22 protein-coding genes and 3 pseudogenes are annotated in these 20,254 nt (G+C 38.0%); 16 read left to right on the top strand and 9 right to left on the bottom strand.

Annotated features, from left to right (window positions below; translation table 11 throughout):
* Positions 1-128: 128 nt before the first annotated feature.
* The 8 genes from OCV43_RS10765 to OCV43_RS10730 form a co-directional block, all read right to left on the bottom strand.
* Positions 129-737 carry an ATP-binding cassette domain-containing protein gene (locus OCV43_RS10765; RefSeq protein WP_005608342.1) on the bottom strand — a complete coding sequence of 203 codons (609 nt, stop codon included), beginning with the start codon at positions 735-737 and terminating at the stop codon, positions 129-131.
* Positions 734-2,674, bottom strand: coding sequence for a DUF1430 domain-containing protein (locus tag OCV43_RS10760; protein ID WP_005608344.1), 1,941 nt, complete (start codon positions 2,672-2,674; stop codon positions 734-736). The genes OCV43_RS10765 and OCV43_RS10760 overlap by 4 nt, the downstream gene beginning before the upstream one ends.
* Entirely contained in the window at positions 2,675-3,124 is a 450-nt protein-coding gene (locus OCV43_RS10755; protein ID WP_004843525.1) for a hypothetical protein, read from the bottom strand.
* Between the two features lie 67 nt (positions 3,125-3,191).
* Complete coding sequence (gene mdcF, locus OCV43_RS10750) at positions 3,192-3,536, bottom strand: broad-spectrum bacteriocin mediterrocin MdcF (RefSeq protein WP_005608346.1); 345 nt, start codon at positions 3,534-3,536, stop codon at positions 3,192-3,194.
* 63 nt (positions 3,537-3,599) lie between these two features.
* Positions 3,600-4,334, bottom strand: a complete 735-nt coding sequence (locus OCV43_RS10745) for a DUF6040 family protein (RefSeq protein WP_005608347.1) — start codon at positions 4,332-4,334, stop codon at positions 3,600-3,602.
* Positions 4,273-5,994 (bottom strand): MobA/MobL family protein, encoded by a 1,722-nt coding sequence (locus OCV43_RS10740; protein WP_040893156.1) that lies wholly within the window; start codon positions 5,992-5,994, stop codon positions 4,273-4,275. Before OCV43_RS10740 ends, OCV43_RS10745 begins: the two co-directional genes overlap by 62 nt.
* A 328-nt stretch (positions 5,995-6,322) precedes the next feature.
* Complete coding sequence (locus OCV43_RS10735; protein ID WP_005608351.1) at positions 6,323-6,637, bottom strand: hypothetical protein; 315 nt, start codon at positions 6,635-6,637, stop codon at positions 6,323-6,325.
* Between the two features lie 140 nt (positions 6,638-6,777).
* Positions 6,778-7,008: a helix-turn-helix domain-containing protein gene (locus tag OCV43_RS10730; protein ID WP_004843519.1), complete on the bottom strand. Its 231-nt coding sequence runs from the start codon at positions 7,006-7,008 to the stop codon at positions 6,778-6,780.
* A 171-nt stretch (positions 7,009-7,179) separates the two neighbouring features.
* Here OCV43_RS10730 and OCV43_RS10725 point away from each other — a divergent pair, with 171 nt between their 5' ends.
* The 15 genes and pseudogenes from OCV43_RS10725 to OCV43_RS10660 all read left to right on the top strand — a co-directional run bounded on the left by OCV43_RS10725 (position 7,180) and on the right by OCV43_RS10660 (position 19,440).
* Positions 7,180-7,809: a helix-turn-helix domain-containing protein gene (locus OCV43_RS10725; RefSeq protein ID WP_005608353.1), complete on the top strand. Its 630-nt coding sequence runs from the start codon at positions 7,180-7,182 to the stop codon at positions 7,807-7,809.
* A gap of 86 nt (positions 7,810-7,895) precedes the next feature.
* Positions 7,896-9,191 (top strand): tyrosine-type recombinase/integrase, encoded by a 1,296-nt coding sequence (locus OCV43_RS10720; RefSeq protein WP_005608354.1) that lies wholly within the window; start codon positions 7,896-7,898, stop codon positions 9,189-9,191.
* Positions 9,192-9,455: 264 nt separating this feature from the next.
* Positions 9,456-9,590, top strand: a pseudogene (locus OCV43_RS14065) (zinc-ribbon domain-containing protein); the annotation flags it as partial.
* Positions 9,591-9,869 (top strand): annotated as a pseudogene (locus OCV43_RS10710) (VirB4-like conjugal transfer ATPase, CD1110 family); the annotation flags it as partial.
* 413 nt (positions 9,870-10,282) lie between these two features.
* Positions 10,283-10,978, top strand: coding sequence for a DUF6033 family protein (locus tag OCV43_RS10705; RefSeq protein WP_015521659.1), 696 nt, complete (start codon positions 10,283-10,285; stop codon positions 10,976-10,978).
* A gap of 32 nt (positions 10,979-11,010) precedes the next feature.
* The gene (locus OCV43_RS10700; RefSeq protein WP_012740998.1) at positions 11,011-11,802 is read left to right on the top strand and encodes a hypothetical protein; all 792 of its coding nucleotides are present in this window, start codon (positions 11,011-11,013) and stop codon (positions 11,800-11,802) included.
* A 163-nt stretch (positions 11,803-11,965) separates the two neighbouring features.
* Positions 11,966-13,759, top strand: a complete 1,794-nt coding sequence (locus OCV43_RS10695) for an NlpC/P60 family protein (RefSeq protein WP_242994322.1) — start codon at positions 11,966-11,968, stop codon at positions 13,757-13,759.
* Between the two features lie 193 nt (positions 13,760-13,952).
* Positions 13,953-14,468, top strand: a pseudogene (locus OCV43_RS10690) (DUF6674 family protein); the annotation flags it as partial.
* Positions 14,467-14,790: a helix-turn-helix domain-containing protein gene (locus OCV43_RS14140; protein WP_416906629.1), complete on the top strand. Its 324-nt coding sequence runs from the start codon at positions 14,467-14,469 to the stop codon at positions 14,788-14,790. The pseudogene OCV43_RS10690 and the gene OCV43_RS14140, both read left to right, overlap by 2 nt.
* Before the next feature lie 24 nt (positions 14,791-14,814).
* Complete coding sequence (locus tag OCV43_RS10685; protein WP_227709682.1) at positions 14,815-15,141, top strand: hypothetical protein; 327 nt, start codon at positions 14,815-14,817, stop codon at positions 15,139-15,141.
* Between the two features lie 78 nt (positions 15,142-15,219).
* On the top strand, positions 15,220-15,933 hold the full coding sequence (locus tag OCV43_RS10680; RefSeq protein WP_005609481.1) for a lantibiotic protection ABC transporter ATP-binding protein: 714 nt from the start codon (positions 15,220-15,222) through the stop codon (positions 15,931-15,933).
* Complete coding sequence (locus OCV43_RS10675; protein ID WP_262624097.1) at positions 15,926-16,657, top strand: lantibiotic immunity ABC transporter MutE/EpiE family permease subunit; 732 nt, start codon at positions 15,926-15,928, stop codon at positions 16,655-16,657. Before OCV43_RS10680 ends, OCV43_RS10675 begins: the two co-directional genes overlap by 8 nt.
* A gap of 1 nt (position 16,658) precedes the next feature.
* Positions 16,659-17,399: a lantibiotic immunity ABC transporter MutG family permease subunit gene (locus tag OCV43_RS10670; protein ID WP_227700573.1), complete on the top strand. Its 741-nt coding sequence runs from the start codon at positions 16,659-16,661 to the stop codon at positions 17,397-17,399.
* Positions 17,400-17,413: 14 nt separating this feature from the next.
* Positions 17,414-18,076, top strand: coding sequence for a response regulator transcription factor (locus tag OCV43_RS10665; protein ID WP_008370149.1), 663 nt, complete (start codon positions 17,414-17,416; stop codon positions 18,074-18,076).
* Positions 18,064-19,440, top strand: a complete 1,377-nt coding sequence (locus OCV43_RS10660; protein WP_227700574.1) for a sensor histidine kinase — start codon at positions 18,064-18,066, stop codon at positions 19,438-19,440. Before OCV43_RS10665 ends, OCV43_RS10660 begins: the two co-directional genes overlap by 13 nt.
* 165 nt (positions 19,441-19,605) lie before the next feature.
* Here OCV43_RS10660 and OCV43_RS10655 read toward each other — a convergent pair whose 3' ends face one another.
* On the bottom strand, positions 19,606-19,794 hold the full coding sequence (locus OCV43_RS10655; RefSeq protein WP_262624096.1) for a helix-turn-helix transcriptional regulator: 189 nt from the start codon (positions 19,792-19,794) through the stop codon (positions 19,606-19,608).
* Between the two features lie 238 nt (positions 19,795-20,032).
* Here OCV43_RS10655 and OCV43_RS10650 point away from each other — a divergent pair, with 238 nt between their 5' ends.
* Positions 20,033-20,239 carry a helix-turn-helix domain-containing protein gene (locus tag OCV43_RS10650; RefSeq protein ID WP_117841911.1) on the top strand — a complete coding sequence of 69 codons (207 nt, stop codon included), beginning with the start codon at positions 20,033-20,035 and terminating at the stop codon, positions 20,237-20,239.
* Positions 20,240-20,254: the final 15 nt, after the last annotated feature.

Here is a 20,254-nt window from a genome sequence, read left to right as displayed (position 1 = left end):
CAAATATATATCCCATCAATATAGCGAATATACTGAAATAAAAGTATCTTTATAATCAATTTTAACCAAAAGAATATGTTCTTAGAGGAGGTGTCTCCCGAAAGAACATATTCTTCTATTATGGGTAATTATAAATATAGAACATGCTTTTCTTGTGCTACAATTTCTTCACTATGAGTTACAACAATAACTGTTTTTCCCTGTTCACTTAACTCATGCAATATATTCATAACAATCTCACTATTTTTTTTGTCTAAGGAACCAGTTGGTTCGTCTGCTAATACAATCGAACATTTCTTTAGCATTAAACGAGCTAACGCAACTCTCTGCTGTTCGCCACCAGATAATTGATAGACTTTTTTGTTAATTACTTTCTGTAAACCAACTTTTTCAAGAGCTTCATTTATTGAAATATCCGTTCTACCTGATTTTTTTATTATTTCTAGATTTTCTTTTACTGTTTTGTTTTCCAAAAGGGCAAAATTTTGAAATAAAAATCCAACAACTTCTTTGAAATATTTCTGCTTTTTTCCTTTTTTTGCCACATCAAAACCATTCACAATAATAGAACCTTTGTCAGGAGTTTCAATACCTCCAATCATATTAAGTAAAGTACTTTTTCCGCATCCACTTTCGCCACTAATTACCAAAAAACGGCTATCTGGAATTTCCAAATGAAAATTTTTGAACAAAATTTTATCATTATATGCTTTGCATAGATTTTCAATTGTTATCATAAGCAACCTCCTTTTAATGATTTCGGTATGTTTGTTTTTTCAACAATTGTGATATTAAAGAAAATAATTGTAAATTCTATTAGTGCCATAAATGAACTAACAAGAATGCTAATTCCTACTTCAGTCTGTACCGATAATAAAGAATAGATAAGCATACCTACTAATATCACAAAATTTTCCACTACAATCATTTTAAGAAGTGTTTTGTGCCGTTCAAATAAACTATATCCAAAGATTTTCATCAAGGAAATTTTCATTGCATTTTCTCGGAACTCTAGTCTACTTACTGTAACAATAATCATAATATTTAAAAGCAATACAATCGTACAAAGAGAACTTAAAAATCCCACGAGTTTTATTAAAAATGTGTGATTATATAAATACTGTTCATGTACGTTTGTAATTACTAGCTGATAATTTCCAAGCATATCTTCATACTTTTTGCTGATATTTCTTAGCTGTTTTTCATCACATTGAAATAAAACTGCTCCTGCTTTATAGCTTTCAAGATACCCACCATTGACTGCTAAATCTTTGTTTGCCTGATAAATAATTATCGGATTTTTGCTTTTTTCGATACCATTTATTCTACTTGTATCTAAATAGGAAAAGTATTCTGTTTCGCTATACTCTATGTACTGAATATTTAATTGTTGTAAATTATCATGATTTAAAACATGGCTCAAGGAGTCATAGGCTAATTGCTTGTTTTTAGCAAAATATCTATTCTTTGGAATGAAAATAATCAAATCAGAAGATTCATTCTCTACTGCATTTATCTGCTTCGTAAAACCTTGTAACATATCTTTTGCATGATTATTTACATATATCACATCATTTTTATCATTTAAAATATTCAAGCATATTACAGGCTTTAATGTGTTATATTCATTCTTGTATAGTTTATTCCAAAAAGCTTCTTCTTTTTCAGCATTAAAATCAGTAGTCTTTACGGTAAAATAATTTGCATCATAATATTCTTCTAACAAATGTTCATTTGTAAATAGGTTATTATGAATACTACTAATATTAGTGGTAATTGTAAAAACAGCGGCTACCCCTGCTATAAATTTTAACGAATAAATTAAAAAATCCACTCCTCTTTTGTGTGTTGCATTTGCGAATGCCTTTCTAATATCAAAAAAGCAAAAAGAACAATATGGAATAGTGGAAAGAATAATTCCAATGGAATATAAAATTGTGACGAGTCTATTCTCATATGCTCCCGATATATAATTTGACAGCAATATTTTTGCAACAATAAATAATGCAATGTCAAAAGTTACATCGAATAAAGCAGCCTTAAATGCTATGAAACCAGCACTTTCTCCTAAGGAAACTCGTACAACAACCTCTTTTTTTCGCCTAACCACTTCAATTACATTTAGAACAATCATCAATGCAATAATCATACCCCATATAATAAAAATCATGTCCTTTTCCGTAGAATTCCAATATTCTGGATAAGTTAAGCTATATTTTTCTGATAATTTCTGATATGCAGAGATAATATTGTCCTCATTTCCTATGTATGAGATAAAGTTTTCATAACCCACAGAGGTACTTTGCAATTCTGAGAGATTATGAAATTTTACTTTCGTAATTCCGGAAACTAAAGCGGTATATTCTGATTCTTCTATGTTTGCAGTATTTTTTAATGTTTGTCTGATTACTTTATCATCGCCATAAATATGAAGTGTTGAAAGGTATTTATTATTGATTTCATTGTACTGAGAAAAAATATGTACATCATTCTCCGTTGCAGTTTCTGATACATCTTTCAGAAACTGCGACATATCTTCACTAGCAACTTCATAGCGTGATGACGTAAAATATGCTGTAGAAAAGTTCCAAAGCTGATCTTGAAATATTTCAGATTGCATAAGTATTCCAAAAATCAGGAAACAAAACAAACATAAGTTTTTAATTGCTTTCATTTATTTCAACCCCAGATTCCATACTTTATTTGCTTTTTCAAATATCGTAGTCAATATTGTGCTATTTTCATCAACAATCCATTGATCTTCTTGATCTTCAGCTTTTTTGCTACTTGACAACATAATTTGAGTATTCAAATCCTTATAGTCATTAAATAGCACGCCTTGACTTATTCCTTGGTGAAATGGTTTTATCCAAATAATTAGTGCATATCGAACATCTGACTCAGCTATCGCAAGATTTCCATTCCAAAGCAAATAATCAGGGACAGACACACTATACTGGAATCCATCTTTATCTGTGTAAATTTTTACTCCAGATTCTTCTATTTCAGGGAAGTCTTTCTGAAATTCGTTATATGGTTTATAACTCCCGAAGTACCAAAATAAATTATAGCAACAGAACAAAATAACCAAAACAATTCCTATATATTTTATTTTTTTCTTCATTTATATACACTCCACAAAAAAGAGTGGTTGGAATTCCAACCACTCAGCCATTATCCCGAACCTTTGTTTAGTAGCTATTACCGTAGGTAATACTATTTCCTTTATGAGCAACCTCAATTTTAGACCAATTACCTTTACCAACATTTGAACCCGAAAAAGAACCATTTCCATTCTTGACATATGCGTAATGATCTTTAGTTGAATGATATGCGTGTGCATAATCTTCATTAATAGCAAGAGTATTATAACCATAAGTCAAAACACCTTTTCCGCCATCAGATGTAGTGCTCAATTCCCACTTTTTATCAAATGTCTTATTCCCGTTTGTAACAGAAAATGCCATTACTGGAATTGATGAAGAAATTAACATTGCACTAATAGCTACCCCTACAATCACTTTCTTTGCTCTCATAAGTTTTACATCCTTTGATCTGCTGTATTTCTATTTATATTTTATCAAATATTTTGTATCTAGTCAATCAGTATCTTGACTTATATAGCGTCGAATTGTAAGATATATTCCTTGTAAAATTAACCAAAAGAACAACAGATTTATTGATAATGCTTTTTTAATTACTTCTCCAAAATAAATGATGACAGCCGCACTTGTCAGTATCATCAGTAGGGTAATAACATCCCAACAGTTTTTCTTATATAATTCTATAACCTTTATTTCTATCAGTATTGCCAGTATCCCTGTCCCTGCCACACATATTCCAACAACCAATATCATCAATAACCAATATATGATTCCGGCTATAATCTCATTTGGAATTTTTGTGCTGATTTGTGCCACAGATTGCCCGGCATCAATCGTCCAACCGATAAAAGTTTGTATGAATGATGCTGCATCATGGAAGAATGATTTGCAATCGGAAAGGAACACATCTGACTGTACTGCCTGAAAAAGAGTGGTTGTCAGCGAATACCATGCAAGAAGGAACAAGGTTGTTTGGAACATTACCGTTTTTGCTTTATATTGTCCTGCAAGTTGCTCTTTTTGTGTTTCGTATCTTGCTTTTGCATTCTGATAGGCTGTCCGGTCACAGGCTTCGCATTTTTTATAGAGTACCGGCTTTTCTACCGGTATCTCTACGATTTTCTGATGTGTCCGGGCATAATCCCGTTGTTGTGTTAAGCATCGTATTTTATCTTGACATTCCTCTATCGTGACGTTTGCGCTTCGCAGCTTCTCTTTCTCGCTCCGCAATGCTCTGTCTGCCAGCTTCAAGTCGTTCTTTAATGCTTGAATATTCCCGGCTCTGTTCTCTTTGTTTAATTTCTCGTTCAAGGTCAGAGATTCGTTGAGCTGCGTCTTCAGTTCCACGATAAGCTGGTCTTTCTGTTCCAACTCTTCTTGTATCTCCTCGGTCAAGAGCAGAAGTTCTTCCAACTGTTCGGCGTTCTTTAATTCTCTGGATTCGTTCATCTATATCACGTCCTTTCTCTACCTGCTGTTCCAGTTCAGCAATTCGGTGTTCTGTTTCAGTAATAAACTGTTTTCGCTGTTCAGCTTCTGTGCCAATATCTGCCATTGCTGATTTTCGTTTTCCAAAAGTTCTATCTTCGTTTTCTGTTCTTCCATCTTGGAAAGTAGTTCCTCGGTATTTGGCAAAATGTTGAGCAGCTCGGATAACTCGCTGTTTAATTTTTGCAATTTCTGATTCTGTTCCTGCATAAGAGAGAGTTGGGTGTCCCGGTTCTGCATTTCCAGAAGCATTTCTGCCATTAAGGTCTGCTGTTCTTCGATTTGCCCAATCATGGACTCCATTAAGGGTATAATTTCCCGGCTTTCTTCTAATGTCATTTAATCGCTCCTTCCATAATGATAATGCACCTGATACTTTCCCAAAGGTGTCCAGTATCTTTTGCAATAACGTGTTTTGTTGTTTTATGATTTGATTTTCCGCTACTTTCCACGAACCTTTTATTTCCTGCCCGGCAAGAAACTTTTGTTCAATCTTTCTTGCGTCAGCACCTTCATGGATGGTAGGAATCTGGAGTTTTCCCTGCTTTTCGTAAGAACGGTGATCGACCTGATTATGCAAAGGCAGATGTTCATTACACACCTTTGCCCACTCGCTCCGCCACAGTTCACAGTTTTTTGGATTGTTCCATCCCGTAGCATCGGTCAGTACCCGTTTCCATTGCAGGCGGTTTCTTGCACCAATCTTCTGGATTCCGTTTTCATCTAATACAGGGATACGGATTCCATGACGGTCAGGGTTTTTCTTATCCTGCCACCAGTTCGGATGGGATTCATCAATCACGATATTTCCGCTTTTATCTCTGACAAAATCCCAATCTTTGACTTCTTTCTTCCCCCAAGAATGATCCGGGTTAAAAGGGCGCATTGTCAGAAGCAGATGGACATGAGGATTGCCATCCCCTTTGTCGTGGATACTCCAATCAGCACACATTCCCTTATCCACAAATGTTTTTTTGATATAGTCGGCTGTATATTGAATCTGTTCCTGTCTGCTCCATTCTTTGGGGAGGGCAAATTCAAATGACCTGCCAAGTTGGGCATCTGCACTTTTTTCAATCTTCAATACCTCATTCCATAACCGTTGTTTCTGAAATGTGATTTTAAATTTTTCTAAAGCAGCTTCTTTATCTTCTGACCTTTTGTATCGGACAGATTTTTGAAAGCGTTTTATATTTTCTTCTGGTACTATCTGCCATTCAGGAGGTGCGTTTTCGCACATCATCAGACTGGTGTAGACCACTTCTTTTTTAGAAGTGTAATAACTGATTCGCCCGGTTTCCTCGTTTTTCATCACATCCCCATTGAGATATGCGGAAGCGGAGATAACAGATTTCCCTTTACTTCGTCCGACTATTTTGATTGTGTAATGAAAAATCGCCATGTCTGGATTCCCCCTTTCTGCACATCCGGCATAGATTTCCGGCAACATTGCTTTCAGTTTTAGAAAAAGCAGTATTGCCGGAACGCCCTCTGCGTAAGAGTGCCCTGCGCATAGCAGCCTGCATGGAATGCGCCCCTCTGGCGAAGAGTGCCTCCTGCGGCATGAGCAGGTCTGGCTGAAAGCCCCGCCGACGGAACGAGCCCGGCAAGCGTGAGCGAAGACCGGTTGCCACTTGTGGCAAACTTATTGGGACGACCTCTGGTTGTCCATAAGTGCGCCCTTCATGAAAAAGCAATGAAGGGAATGAAAAACTCATCCCCCCCCGCCATTACACTTCCTCCATATCGGTATGTGTTTCTTTCTGCATTGCCTTTGAAAAAAATTTCCCATTGGCTTCCTGCTTTTTCAGAAAACCAATCAGCTTTGGGATGTCCTCTTCCTCGATAGGCGCACCGAGAACGGATTCCACCGCACCGCCAACCTGACAGAGCCTATGGGTTCGTTTTTTACTTTCTTCGGCTTTCTTTCGTTTCAGAAGTTCTTTCTTCTGTGCTGCATATCGTTTTGCTTTTTCAAGGCTTTCCTGTTCCTTCTTTTCCATTTCAAGCATTCGTTCTTCATAACTTTTTGTTGATTTTGCCATGATTACATTCCCCTTTCTTTTACAAACATAAGTTCTCGGTTGCGTATCAGAAGAAGCACATGGTATAATCTTCTTGCGTGTAGGTATATCATGGCTTCGGTCTGATAGAACCTTTGGCGGTTTCTTTGGAAGCCGCCTTTTTAATTTGCCGCAGTTCTTGTTACGGCTTTTACATTTCCTCTATCCCTCAAATCACGACCTTCATTCGCTTCCATAAACATTTCCAGAATATCGGTTTTAATCAGGACTTTGCGACCAACCTTTAATACTGGAAGTTTCTTCCATTCTACAAGCTGTCTTAAGGTGTTTCTGCCGATTCCCGTATAGTCAGCAGCTTCTTCGATGGATAATGCAATTTTTCTTTGCGTCATATAATCACCTCCTTATAAATTGCATTATGCAATTCTTGTGATGTAAGTATATCCTTTTCATATCTTTTTGTCAAGCGTTACGAAATATTAAAAATAATTTTTAAGTTGCATATTGCAATTACAGAAAAACAATGCTATAATTCATACATACCGAAAAAGGAGGCAGTCAGCATGAAAGATAAAGAACTACGCAAGCTGATAGGCAGCAGAGTAAAACAGCGCCGTCTGGAATTGAATCTGACACAGCCTTATGTCGCAGAAAAGATGGGTGTTACCGCTTCTACAATCCTGCGTTATGAGAATGGTTCGATTGACAATACGAAAAAAATGGTGCTGGAAGGTCTTTCGGAAGCACTCCATGTATCTGTGGAATGGCTCAAAGGGGAAACAGATGAATATGAAACCGACATTACGGATAAGAGAGAGTTACAGATTCGTGATGCGATGGGAGATATTCTGGAACAGTTACCGCTTGCCCTTACCAAAGAAGAAGATGCTTTTTCAAAAGATTTATTACTGCTGATGTTAAAACAATATGGTCTGTTTTTGGATTCCTTCCAGTTCGCCTGCAAAAACTTCAAGGGGAATGCTGGTCAGACGGATATTGCCAAAACAATAGGGTTTGAATCGAATGATGAATATAATGAGATTATGTTCTTAAGGGAAATCACTCACACCATCAATGCTTTTAATGAGATGGCAGACGTTGTAAGGCTCTATTCCAAGAAACCAAAAACAGCAGAACAAAGGCTTGCAAATCTTTTATCAGAAGTCTTATACGAAGATTCCGAATCGGTATAGTAAGACAACCGGAGTTATGATATACTTACACGCACGAAGCATTTCATCAGTTCCGATTGTCTAATATCGAAAGGAGACATACGATTATGGCAAAAGGATCTGTAAGAAAAAAAGGAAAGAAATGGTACTACCGCTTCTATGTAGAGGACGCAAGCGGCAATCTTGTTCAGAAAGAATGCGTTGGAACAGAAAGCAAAAGTGAAACTGAAAAGCTGCTCCGTCAGGCAATGGATGATTATGAGAAAAAGAAATTTGTTGCCAAAGCGGAAAATCTCACAGTCGGACAGCTTTTGGATGTGTGGGCAGAGGAGGAATTAAAAACAGGTACGCTCAGCAATGGTACGGTGGAGAATTACCTCGGAACAATCCGAAATATCAAGAAACACCCATTGGCAGAACGGAAACTGAAAAATGTAACCTCTGAACATTTGCAATCCTTCTTCGATTTGCTTTCCTTCGGGGGAGTTCATCCCGACGGAAAAGAGAGAAAGGGTTACAGCAAAGATTATATCCATTCTTTTTCCGCAGTCATGCAGCAGTCCTTCCGTTTTGCAGTATTTCCAAAGCAGTATATTACGTTCAATCCCATGCAGTATATTAAACTGCGGTATCAGACGGATGAAGTGGATTTGTTTTCCGATGAGGATATGGACGGAAATGTCCAACCAATTTCACGAGAAGATTATGAAAGATTGCTTGCTTATCTGCAAAAAAAGAACCCAGCCGCAATACTTCCAATCCAGATAGCCTATTATGCCGGGCTTCGTATTGGAGAAGCCTGCGGTTTGGCATGGCAGGACGTAAATCTGGAAGAACAATGCCTTACCATAAGACGCAGCATCCGATATGATGGCTCAAAGCGCAAATATATCATCGGACCAACCAAGCGGAAAAAAGTAAGGGTTGTTGATTTTGGAGATACACTGGTAGAGATTTTCCGTAATGCCCGGAAAGAGCAGTTAAAAAATCGAATGCAGTACGGAGAACTTTATCACACGAACTACTACAAAGAGGTCAAAGAGAAAAACAGAGTGTACTACGAATATTATTGTTTAGACAGAACAGAGGAAGTCCCGACAGATTATAAAGAAATTTCTTTCGTCTGTTTAAGACCGGATGGTTGTTTGGAACTTCCAACTACTTTGGGGACTGTTTGCAGAAAGGTGGCAAAAACATTAGAGGGATTTGAAGGCTTTCATTTCCACCAGTTACGTCACACCTATACAAGCAACCTTTTAGCAAATGGAGCTGCCCCAAAAGATGTGCAGGAATTGTTGGGACACTCAGATGTCAGTACCACAATGAACGTCTATGCTCACTCCACAAGAGATGCGAAACGAAAATCAGTTCGGCTTCTTGATAAAGTGGTGGGCAATGACTAAAAAATTTCCCTTATTTCCCTTGTGATTATCTCATAAGGGCAAAAATAAGGGAAACTACATATCATTTCACTAATGGACAGGCGGGAAAGCCTATAAAATGGGGAAAGTTAGAGGAATAATTATATAAATTTCAGTTTGATTAACTCCCTTTGAGAGAGGAATACCCTTTCTCAAAGGGCTTTTTTAATTTATCCGCATATTCGCAAACTTGGGGCAAGTACCTTTTCTTCATATAATAAAGCCAAAGGAAGGAGAGGATTTGATATGAGTAACAGCTTAGCGGCAGTACATCCGGAATTGGTTGCCGAGTGGTCGGAAAAGAATTTGCCACTGACACCGGACAGCATAACTTTCGGCTCGAATAAAAAGGTATGGTGGAAAGGTGCTTGCGGTCACGAATGGCAGACAACCACAATGCTTGCAAACTCTGAGTTTGTGGCACTCTTGAAGCAGGCAAATACAGACAGTTCAAAGATGGCGGAGGTTATCGGGGTATCAGAGGCACAGCTTCGGTTCGTAACTAATACCGCCTCTGGAATGGGACTTATTAAGTGTGGTTCGGTAGTAATTCCCTTTGATAATCAGATCAGCAAGGATACGGATTTGTACAGGCTGTATAATACCAACATTCATGAGAAGATTGCGGAACAGAAGAAAAAAGAAGCAATGCTGCAGTGATAACAGATGAATTTTTATAGAATCTATAGTATAATCAAGAGGTCGGATGAATGTCCGACCTTGATGATAATAAATTAGATATTCCCTATTTTTAAGAAGAAAGCATATAAGATTCGATATGAAAAATAAATAAGGAAGCAGTTCTAAAATGTATCATTTGTACCGGAGAACATGTGGCTGGATTTTAAGATATGCTTATCGTACACTTTGACGAGAATATGTTGATTGGGGATGCAGCGGACCTGGATGCATTTATGGAAATGTATGGTGTGGAAGCAATTTCCAAGGAATATTTGTAATTATTAGGGAAAAGAAAATTTGAATTTTACGCACTATTAACTTTTGGATATAAAGTGCCGATATTACAGATATAGAAACGGATTTCTGTATCAATTTTCAAGGAGGATGATACCATGATTAGAGCAGCTAATTTAACACAGGTAACAGATTATTATAAGAGCAATACTGTTAGTAAGCAAAATAACACAGAGAAAGCAAAAGATGTGCAGCCCAATGCACAGAAAATAAAATCCAGCGAAGATAAGTTATCTTCTAAGGCACAGAAATATCTGGAAACATTGCGTAAGGATAATGCGGATTTCGATTTTATTATTGCTGATAAAGGCGATGATTTCAGAGGATTAGTAGACCAAAGCGATAAGGAATTTACAGTTGTTTTTTCAAGTGCTGAACTTGAAAGAATGGCATCCGATGAGAAATATGCACGGGAAAAATTGTCTACGGTAAAAACTGCAGTTGAGATGTCAGATAAAATCAATGAACAGTTTGGGTTTGAACGTGCTTGGGGAACGACAGACAATAGTGGAACTGTATTAAATAAGTTAACTATGTCCTTTGATGATGATGGAAAGATGACACTTTTTGCTGATTTGGAGAAGATTACAGAAAAGCAGAAAGAACGGCTTGAAGAATTAAAGGAAAAACGTGCAGAGGAGAAAAAGCAGGAAAAGAAGGATGTAACTGTTAAGCGGACTACAATTCAGGCAAATTCAAAAGAAGAATTACTTGAAAAGATTTCTGAACTGGATTGGAGTAAGATAACAGAAGAAAAGGCAACACAGGGTATGAAGTTTGATATCACTATTTAATCGTAGCATTAACCGGGAATTGGAGGTGTGCTATGATTGCAGGTACAATACGAAACGCTGTGAATCAGATGCAGTTAGTAAATGATTGGGAGCAAAAGAAGGCTACCGGGGATGTTGTAAAGAAGCAAGAGGGTATGACTGTAACAAGTCAGGAAGAAAGCATGATTCAGCATTTCCGAGAGCAACTTGAGCGAGACAAAGAAAGTTCTGCATATAGTCAGATTTATAACAAGATTGCAAGCGGTCAAGAATTAACAGCTTCAGAAGAAGATGCTATTCGTCAGAAAGACCCTAAAGCCTATATGGAATATAAAGCGGCAAGAATGGAACAAGAAGCTTATGAGCGTAGGTTGGAGAGATGTAAGACAAAAGAAGAGGCTCAAAGGCTTCAAGTAAATGAGATGAATGGAAATTTGGCAGAACTAAAAAGTATCGTGAATAATCCAAATATTCCAAAGAGTGAAAAGCTTAAGGAAGCTCAACGTATCATGGGAAATACTTTTAGAGCTGTAGAGTCATTCACAAGATTTGTAAAAAGTACAGAATATAGGGATTTGCCAACAGAAGAGGAAATTGTAGAGACATCTATAGAAAAGGGGCAGGTTGCAGAGGATTCAAACGATACTGAAATGTCTGAACAGTTAACATCAGATACAACTGTTTCAGTAGATGAGGCAGCAAAAATAGTAAATGATTCGAAGCGAGATTTACAATTAAGTGATGTTCACCAAATTGAAAAAGATGTTATAGAGGAAATGAAGGATATCGAAATAAAGCATTTTGGTGAGAAGAAATCATCGGTCAGAATAGACATTACGGTATAGGAATAGTCTGCGTGAAATTTCAGTTTCATGTTGCTTTTAATAATTGAATATTGAATGATTTTACATAGCCGTTAAGGAGTAATTTTTGCTCCCTAGCGGCTTATTTTATTTTTCAAAGTAGGAGGTGAGAAAATTGAAAATTAGAAAGGTTGATGACAAACCGATGGTCATTCACACCAAGGAGAAAGCCAAGATTCATGCCCACGAACCGAAGGGAGCCAAGATTAAGGGGAGTAACATCTATACAGTAGAGAGAGGTCCTAAGACAGCTGGTGCAAAGGTAACTGATACGGATAGAAAGAAGTCCTATCGCAAGAGTACCATTCATCAGTCGGAGCCGAAGAATAAGGGATTATCAAGATTCAAGCAAAACCTTAAGGAATCAAACACTTCCATCAAGACCAAGAACACGAATCTTCACATTGCAGGAAGAACTGGAGCACTTGTAGCGGGGGCAGTAACAGATCAGGTGGAAGGCGGTCAGGAGGTATCGCAGGCAGCATATCTTGCATATGAAGCAAGCCGCCCTGTTACCGGAACTGCTTCTAAGGGGGCTGCACTTTTCAGGAAAAAGGCGGCAGCCGAGGCAAAGAAGCGTATCAAGAAGGTAGAGGCAGGAAAGAAGCTGGCAAAAAAGACAGCAAAGAAAGCTGCCAAAGATACAGCCAAGACTGTAGCTAAAGAGACGGCAAAAGAAACAGCAAAGACTACTGCCAAGGTTGCAACGAAAACTGCTACAAAGGCAGCTGCTACGGCGGCAGGAACAGCGGTTGCACCGGGAGTAGGCACGGCAATCGGCATGGCAGCCGGATATGCGGCAGGTGTGTCCATAGAGGTCAAGGATGAAAAGATGACAAACCGGAGCAGGAAGATAAAGTTCTTTCTGGATAAGATGAAAGCACAGGAGAATCAGACGGATAGTGTGGCAAAGCTGGTAAAGGATCTGATTGTGCGAAAAGCGATTACCTGGGTAAAGGCAGCTGCACCGATTATCGGATTGGTGCTTTTATTACTTGTTCTTGTAGTTGCCATGATTGCGGTTCCGGTTATAGCGGTGATAGCAATCCTTTACAATTCTCCATTTGCTTTATTCCTGCCACCACTTGAATCAGGAGATACCGTGCAGACAGTAACGAGTGCCTATGTGCAGGAGTTTAACCGGGATGTGAACACGAAAGTGAATGAGCATACCGGATATGACCTTGGAGAGCTTGTCTATGTGGATTATGAAGGTATGGAAGAAAATCCAAGCAATTACTATGACATCATGGCAGTCTATATGGTCAAGCATGGTGTCGGAGATACTGCAACAGTCATGAATGATACTTCTAAAGGCTGGCTGCAGGCAGTTGTAAATGATATGTGTTCATACACCACAAGCACCGGAACAAAGGATGTGGAAGAAACAGATGCAGACGGTAATGTAACTACTGTCACGAAGTCGGTTCTGTATGTGAATGTCACACTCAAATCTTATCGGGATATGATTTCGGTGTATGGATTTGACGCTAACCAGGTGGAAATGCTTGAGCAGATTATGAGTGCTGACTTTATGGGACAGCTTGGGTACGCTGGCAGCGGAAGCGGTGGTGGAGGCGGCAGTCCGGGAGTAAGTTCCATGACAGAGGATGAAATCAATGCTATTCTTAGTGGAATCACTGACAGCAGGCAGAAAAAAGTCTGCTCATACGCACTTCACAGAGTTGGTTTTCCATACAGTCAGGATATGAGAGATTCCGGCAATTATTATGATTGCAGTTCTCTTGCATATTACTCATGGAAAGATGCAGGCGTGGATATTAGTTATGGCGGTGCAACCACAGCGGCAGCGGAGGCACAGGGACTGGATGAAGCCGGAAAGACTGTCTCCTTTGATGAGTTACAGCCGGGAGACCTTATGGAATGGTTGTTACACTTGGCAACTGGCTTAATGGCAGATTGTCTTGTGAACAGATAGAACAGCTTTGGTGTGAGCTTATCATACCAAAGCAAAACAAAGAACAAAAAGAAAGCGAGGAATAGCATATGAAGTATTCAATTAAGGTAATCCCGATAAAGAGAAGGATAAAGAGGCAACACCCTTTCGATAATTAGTAATCAAGTTACAGGGGCGGTCAAGGCTGCCCCATTTACAGAATGGAGGAAACAGAATGGATATGGAAGCAGGAAAAACACTTACCAATGAGGAGGTCATAAGAGAACTTCTCGAATTGTTAAAGAAGAATGCCATGAAAGAGCAGGCAAACGATGTATTTGAGATATGCAGCTATGTGGATGGACTGGAGAAAAAGATTGATTCCATGACGGAAGAACTTACTAACATGCAGAACCAGATCAAAGAAATGCAGGAAGATACGCTTGTCAATAATGCTAAAAAGGCATTGTCGGAAGCACAGGAGCGACTTAATGCCAGATGTGAGCAGATAAAGTTACAGGTATTGGAAGTGAAAACACAGGTCAAATCTATAGCAAAGAGCATAGTTGATGAGGCAAAAGAAAAGGGAAGATCTGCATTATACAGGGTGTCTGAGTTCTTAGGAATTAAGAAAAGACTTCTTGATATCAGAGAGAATGTAAGAGGTGCAATCAAGACAACGGATAAGGATATAGCAAAGACAGCACTTCTTGCAAAAGGATTTCGTGAGGCTGGTCAGACAGTAGCCAATAAGTTATAATAGTGTTGAAGACATTACAGATGATATAAGAAAACAAATTGGATGGAGAATACAAGAAAAAAGGATTGAGAAGGGAATTACAGCAGTAGATTTAAGTACCTATTTAAATATAACAGCTAATCAAGTCTCAAGGATTGAAAGAGGTTGTGCCGGGATTGATATTTACAAGTTGATTGTAATTTGTAAAATCCTTGGAGTATCGGCGGATTATATATTGTTTGGAGAAATGAAGGAAGAGAACATAACTATTAGTAAAGAGCAGTTTGAGGCGATAAATGGTCTTATCAGCATGTTCGGAAAGGAAAAATTATGATTGAATACATAACACAAGCACTTTATGGATATCATGAATGGAAGCTATGCCCAAACACATTTCCCTTGCAAGTTATGGGATGCAGGAGAAAAGGGACTTACATTATCTGCTTTTGAATGGGAGGAGGATAGAAAAACGCTGATATATGGGCAGGTAGACTATATGTATGGAGAAGCACTTTATAAGCCTGAAATGAAAGAAGGAAATCCTATAAGGTTATATAGTTTGGATGAAATCACGGAGATATTCTGTAAATTAGGACTTCGTATTTGTAACAGCTTTGCTGATTTCAGTGGAAAGCCGAGTTCTGATAATGATATTCAATTGATGGTTTATTCCATACGGGAATAAATCTTCATCAAATCTTTATTTTTTCCTGTTAGGTTATATTTCAGTAAGAAATGAAATATAGAAGGAAGGATAGTAAAGATGGAAATGATGTTACAGACACAAAATCTATGTAAATATTTTAGAAAACAGAAAGCGGTAAATAATGTTTCACTTAATATCGAAAAGGGACAGATTTATGGACTGCTTGGACCGAATGGCGCTGGTAAATCTACCACATTGAAAATGCTGACCGGTATGATGAAACCAACTGCAGGAAAGATTTACTTTGATGGAAAACTTTTGGATAGGAAAGATTTATCAAAAATAGGAGCGTTAATTGAAAATCCGCCTATTTATGAAAATCTTTCCGCCAGAGAGAATTTGAAGGTAAGACAATTACTGCTTGGTACAGATGAAAACAGAATTGATGAGGTCTTGCAGATTGTATCACTTACAAACACCGGAAAGAAGAAAGCAGGACAGTTTTCTTTGGGGATGAAGCAAAGACTAGGCATTGCAATGGCATTGCTTGGAGAACCGGAACTTTTGATATTGGATGAACCTACGAATGGATTAGATCCAATAGGCATCGAGGAATTACGAGAGCTGATCCGGTCTTTTCCGGAACAGGGAATCACTGTAATTCTCTCCAGTCATATTCTCTCAGAGGTACAGTTACTTGCAGATAAAGTCGGGATTATTTCAGGTGGAATCTTAGGATACGAAGGAGCATTAAAGCAGGGAGATAATCTTGAAGATTTGTTTATGAATGTGGTAAGAAAAAACCAGAAAGCAGGTGAAATCCATGGTTAATATTATAAAAGCAGAACATCAAAAAGCCAAAAGAACCATGCGAAAAAAGTTTATCTTGGGATTTCCTCTTCTTACATTTGTAATGGCATTTATATTTACTCTTGGGATGACAAATGCTTATGCAGAAAGTGTTTGGAACTGGTGGTATACACTTTTGCTGCCGGGGATGATTGCTCTATTTTGTTATCTTTCTGTGGCGCAGGAGAAAAAGATAAAATACTATCATTTAATGACTATTCCCACAGACAGAAGAAAATTGTTGCTGGGGAAAATTATTTATATTGGGTACATGATTTTGTTTTCTAATGTGATTGTGTTTGCAGGAGCAACGCTTGGAGGCTTTCTTCTAACGACACATGTTCCAGTTGGAGGAGCGTTGATTGCAGTATTGTTTCTGACGGTTTCTGAGTTATGGGAGATTCCGGTAGCTTTATTTTTAAGTGAACGATTTGGAATGATTGTAAACCTGCTCGTCTGCCTATTTATTACCGTCAGCGGTGTGGTAATATCACAAACCAGAATCTGGTATGTACTTGTTTCTGCAATCCCTATGCGAATGATGTGCCCGTTGCTTCATGTTTTACCAAATGGACTTGCCGCAGAAGCAGGGAATCCTCTTTTGGATACGGGAGTCATTGTTCTGGGAATGTGTCTCTCAATCATCTGGTTTGTTTTTGTAACGGTTCTGTTTTTGAAATGGTTTGAGAGAAGAGAGGTGAAATAAGATGATTGGAAGATCTCTTAATGCAGACTTGCGAAAGATGAAAGGAACATCTGTGATTCTGGCACACTTACTGATTCCGATTATAACCAGCGTTATATTTTTAATATATTACTTTTTTTCACCATGGAATGAAAATATGAAAGTGATTGCATTTTATCAGGCAATAGGAGCAGGACTTCCGGTACTTATTGGAATTTTTACAGCAAGTGTGATGGAACAGGAACAAAATGCAGGTAATTTTCAAAACCTGTTGTCTTTACCAGATAAACTTACAGCATTTTTATCGAAACTGTTGATGCTACTGGTTTTGTGTCTGTGCTCTATCCTATTGACAGCAATCATATTCGGAATTGGATTTGGAAGAATCGCATCAAGCGATATCGAAATCATGAAAGGATGTATATTTGCAGCATTGCTACTGTGGGGAAGCAGTGTTCCACTTTATCTGTGGCAGCTGATTCTGGCTTTTCAGTTTGGAAAAGGGGTATCCATTGGAGCAGGGATTATATCAGGACTAATTAGTGCATTGATGCTTACCGGACTTGGAGATTATGTGTGGAAATATGTATTTGTCTGCTGGACGGGTAGAGTACCATATACTTATCTGCAATCTATATTGGGAGAAACTAGTGTAGGTGAATGGTTGTCATTCATACCAGGTTGCTTAATATTTACAGGGATTAGTATGGTATACTATTTTTGGTGGGTAAACCACTGGGAAGGAAACAGAATATCGGAATAGAATCGAGGGAAACTATGGCAAAAATACTGGCAGTTGATGATGAACCGGCAATTCTGGAAATGATAGAAAGCATTTTGAATAAGGATGGACATCTGGTTACCAAAGTAAGTAATCCGCTGAAACTTAATATGGAAGAATTACATCGTTATGACCTGATTTTACTGGACATTATGATGCCTGGAATTGATGGCTTCGAATTATGCAAAAGAATCAGGGCACTTGTGGATTGTCCGATTTTGTTTCTTACGGCAAAAACGGAGGAAAACAGTCTGGTAAACGGACTTTCTTTAGGAGCAGATGATTATATTTCAAAGCCATTTGGAGTGATGGAACTTCGGGCAAGGATCAATGCACATCTTAGAAGAGAGCACAGGGAACATTCTGTCCGGATGGTTTTGGGGAGGGTCTGTATTCAAATATCTCAAAAGAAACTATTGGTTGATGATAAGGAACTTCCTCTTACGAAAGCGGAGTACGAAATTTGTGAATTCCTGGCTAAAAACAGGGGACAGGTTTTCTCGAAAGAACAGATTTTAGAAGAGGTCTTTGGTTTTGACAGTGAGAGTAATGACAGTACCATTATCACGCATATCAAAAATATAAGAGCAAAATTTGCGGATTATGATTATACACCGATAAAAACAGTCTGGGGGATTGGATATAAATGGGAAGAGTAAAGAGAAGCAATGCACTCAGCTGGATTTTTATGAGATATGTACTGGTCATGCTTGGATCATTAGTAGGTTTGGTGATTGTTGCTTGGCTGCTGCTGTCCCTTTTGATTAGTGTGGGCTGTATCTATCCGGCGAATTATGCAGAGCAAAAGATTAATGAAGCATATGATACGATTTTACGTGCGGATAAAGTAACTGCTGAGATGATTCCTGCACTTTGTGATTATGTAATCTTTTCAGAGAATGGAGAGAAAATAGGTGGAGATATGTCAGAACAATACGAACAGATAGCATGGAATGTTGCAAAGTACGGAAACGCATCCGGGAAATATTTTTATAAAGTAATTGTAAGGGAAAATGAATATGTTGTATTGCAATATCGCCTGACACCTCAATATCATTCAGCTTTTTTGAGGGAGCATTTTATAGGACCACAGAATGTGATGAGTATTATGTCAGTGATTGGAGCGGTAGCGATTATCATCATTCCGTCCATACGTTTTGGAAAAAGAATCAAAAAGCAGATGCAGCCTGTATTAGACGCAATCAGACAAATAAAGGATCAAAATCTGGAATATGAGACATCCTGTTCCGGTATCAAAGAGTTTGATGACTGTTTATCGGCAATCGATGATATGCGAGATGCATTGCGAGAATCTTTAGAAAAGCAGTGGAAAACAGAGCAGGAAAAGAAACAACAGATGTCTGCTTTGGCGCATGATATTAAAACACCTCTTACGATTGTACGGGGAAATGCAGAACTACTTTCAGAGACTGAACTGACCACAGAACAGAAGAATAATATCACTTATGTTTTGAACGGCACAACACAGATACAAAGTTATGTAAAACAGTTGATAGATGTCACAAAATCATGGAATTGCAGTGATGTTACCTATACAACGGTGAGGTTAGAAGATTTTTTCGCAGATATAAAGGAACAGGCACTCGGACTGGTAGAAATCTATCACCAGAAAATAGATTGGAAGGCGGGACAAAGTGATAAAAAGGTAACGATTGCTTATGATCCAATGTTCCGGGCCGTAATGAATATGATTCAGAATGCAGTGGAGCATACAAAAGAAAATGGAATCATTTATATTGACGCAAAGGAGCAGGATGGCCGGCTGACATTCATTGTGGAGGATAGCGGATCAGGATTTACAAAAGAAGCATTATTGCATGGCACAGAGCAGTTTTTTATGGATGACACAAGTAGAAATGGCGAAGCCCATTATGGGATGGGACTATTTTTTGCAAAAACTGTGGCTGAAAAATATGGTGGAGGTATTAAACTTTCAAATTCTGAAAATACAGGTGGGGCGAGGGTAGAAATATTTTTCCTGAGTAGTCAAGAAACAAGCTAAATAGACCGCAATTAAGCTATGTAAAAGAAATTTTACATGCTTTTATCTAATATGTAAAAGCCTTTTGATAGACATTACTACTACGTTTGCTGTAATCTCATGGAAGAAGGAGGCATACAGAATTATGATAGCTGATAAAATTAAAAATGCTCGTACTATTCTTTATTACATAACTATCATTATACACACCTTGTAAAATATGGTAACGCTTGGTTCAGCAAGATTTCTTTCCCAGTTAGATATAGCTTTGTAGGAAATGGTAACACCTTCCTTAGCTAATTCATCAGCGAGATCCTGCTGGAGCAAGCCTTTCTTTTTTCTATATGATGAAATGATTTCTTCGATTGAGTACATAAATACGCCTCTTTTCTTTCATTTTGTTGATTTCTAATGTCTCTTTTCACTCCATAGTATATAGCAACAGTACCAATTAGAAAAAGCTGATTGCACAAAGGTGTTTGCAAAAAACGACACCTGATATTCAAAAACAGCATAATTCTTTGTAAAATCTTGAAAAAGCTAATATTCAGATATATAATGTTAAGAAAATAAGTGCAATGAAGGAAGAGCATAAGATATAGGAGCGTTACAAATGAGAATATGTTATAATAAGCTTCAAAAACTTATGATTGATAATCAGATGAAAAGACAAGATTTAATGCGGGCAGCAGAGATTACATCATATGCAATAACTAAAATAAATAAGAACGAACCGGTATCTCTTGAGGTATTGATGAATATATGTCAGGTGTTCCATTGTGATATCGGAGATATATGCGAGGTTGTTTTGGACGAGTGAATGAGGAGGTCTGAA

The sequence above is a fragment of the Roseburia amylophila genome, assembly GCF_025567465.1.
In the GTDB taxonomy this organism is placed as follows: Bacteria; Bacillota; Clostridia; order Lachnospirales; family Lachnospiraceae; genus Roseburia_C; species Roseburia_C amylophila.
The sequence above is the reverse complement of the archived record's forward strand: the minus strand, read 5'-3'. Positions and strand labels throughout refer to the sequence as shown.

Excerpts from the sequence above, each read along its gene's own strand:
- OCV43_RS10765 (WP_005608342.1), bottom strand. The coding sequence starts at position 737 with ATGATAACAATTGAAAATCTATGCAAAGCATATAATGATAAAATTTTG.
- OCV43_RS10760 (WP_005608344.1), bottom strand. The coding sequence starts at position 2,674 with ATGAAAGCAATTAAAAACTTATGTTTGTTTTGTTTCCTGATTTTTGGA.
- OCV43_RS10755 (WP_004843525.1), bottom strand. The coding sequence starts at position 3,124 with ATGAAGAAAAAAATAAAATATATAGGAATTGTTTTGGTTATTTTGTTC.
- mdcF (WP_005608346.1), bottom strand. The coding sequence starts at position 3,536 with ATGAGAGCAAAGAAAGTGATTGTAGGGGTAGCTATTAGTGCAATGTTA.
- OCV43_RS10740 (WP_040893156.1), bottom strand. The coding sequence starts at position 5,994 with ATGGCGATTTTTCATTACACAATCAAAATAGTCGGACGAAGTAAAGGG.
- OCV43_RS10735 (WP_005608351.1), bottom strand. The coding sequence starts at position 6,637 with ATGGCAAAATCAACAAAAAGTTATGAAGAACGAATGCTTGAAATGGAA.
- OCV43_RS10730 (WP_004843519.1), bottom strand. The coding sequence starts at position 7,008 with ATGACGCAAAGAAAAATTGCATTATCCATCGAAGAAGCTGCTGACTAT.
- OCV43_RS10725 (WP_005608353.1), top strand. The coding sequence starts at position 7,180 with ATGAAAGATAAAGAACTACGCAAGCTGATAGGCAGCAGAGTAAAACAG.
- OCV43_RS10720 (WP_005608354.1), top strand. The coding sequence starts at position 7,896 with ATGGCAAAAGGATCTGTAAGAAAAAAAGGAAAGAAATGGTACTACCGC.
- OCV43_RS10705 (WP_015521659.1), top strand. The coding sequence starts at position 10,283 with ATGATTAGAGCAGCTAATTTAACACAGGTAACAGATTATTATAAGAGC.
- OCV43_RS10700 (WP_012740998.1), top strand. The coding sequence starts at position 11,011 with ATGATTGCAGGTACAATACGAAACGCTGTGAATCAGATGCAGTTAGTA.
- OCV43_RS10695 (WP_242994322.1), top strand. The coding sequence starts at position 11,966 with ATGGTCATTCACACCAAGGAGAAAGCCAAGATTCATGCCCACGAACCG.
- OCV43_RS10685 (WP_227709682.1), top strand. The coding sequence starts at position 14,815 with ATGGATATCATGAATGGAAGCTATGCCCAAACACATTTCCCTTGCAAG.
- OCV43_RS10680 (WP_005609481.1), top strand. The coding sequence starts at position 15,220 with ATGGAAATGATGTTACAGACACAAAATCTATGTAAATATTTTAGAAAA.
- OCV43_RS10675 (WP_262624097.1), top strand. The coding sequence starts at position 15,926 with ATGGTTAATATTATAAAAGCAGAACATCAAAAAGCCAAAAGAACCATG.
- OCV43_RS10670 (WP_227700573.1), top strand. The coding sequence starts at position 16,659 with ATGATTGGAAGATCTCTTAATGCAGACTTGCGAAAGATGAAAGGAACA.
- OCV43_RS10665 (WP_008370149.1), top strand. The coding sequence starts at position 17,414 with ATGGCAAAAATACTGGCAGTTGATGATGAACCGGCAATTCTGGAAATG.
- OCV43_RS10660 (WP_227700574.1), top strand. The coding sequence starts at position 18,064 with ATGGGAAGAGTAAAGAGAAGCAATGCACTCAGCTGGATTTTTATGAGA.
- OCV43_RS10655 (WP_262624096.1), bottom strand. The coding sequence starts at position 19,794 with ATGTACTCAATCGAAGAAATCATTTCATCATATAGAAAAAAGAAAGGC.
- OCV43_RS10650 (WP_117841911.1), top strand. The coding sequence starts at position 20,033 with ATGAGAATATGTTATAATAAGCTTCAAAAACTTATGATTGATAATCAG.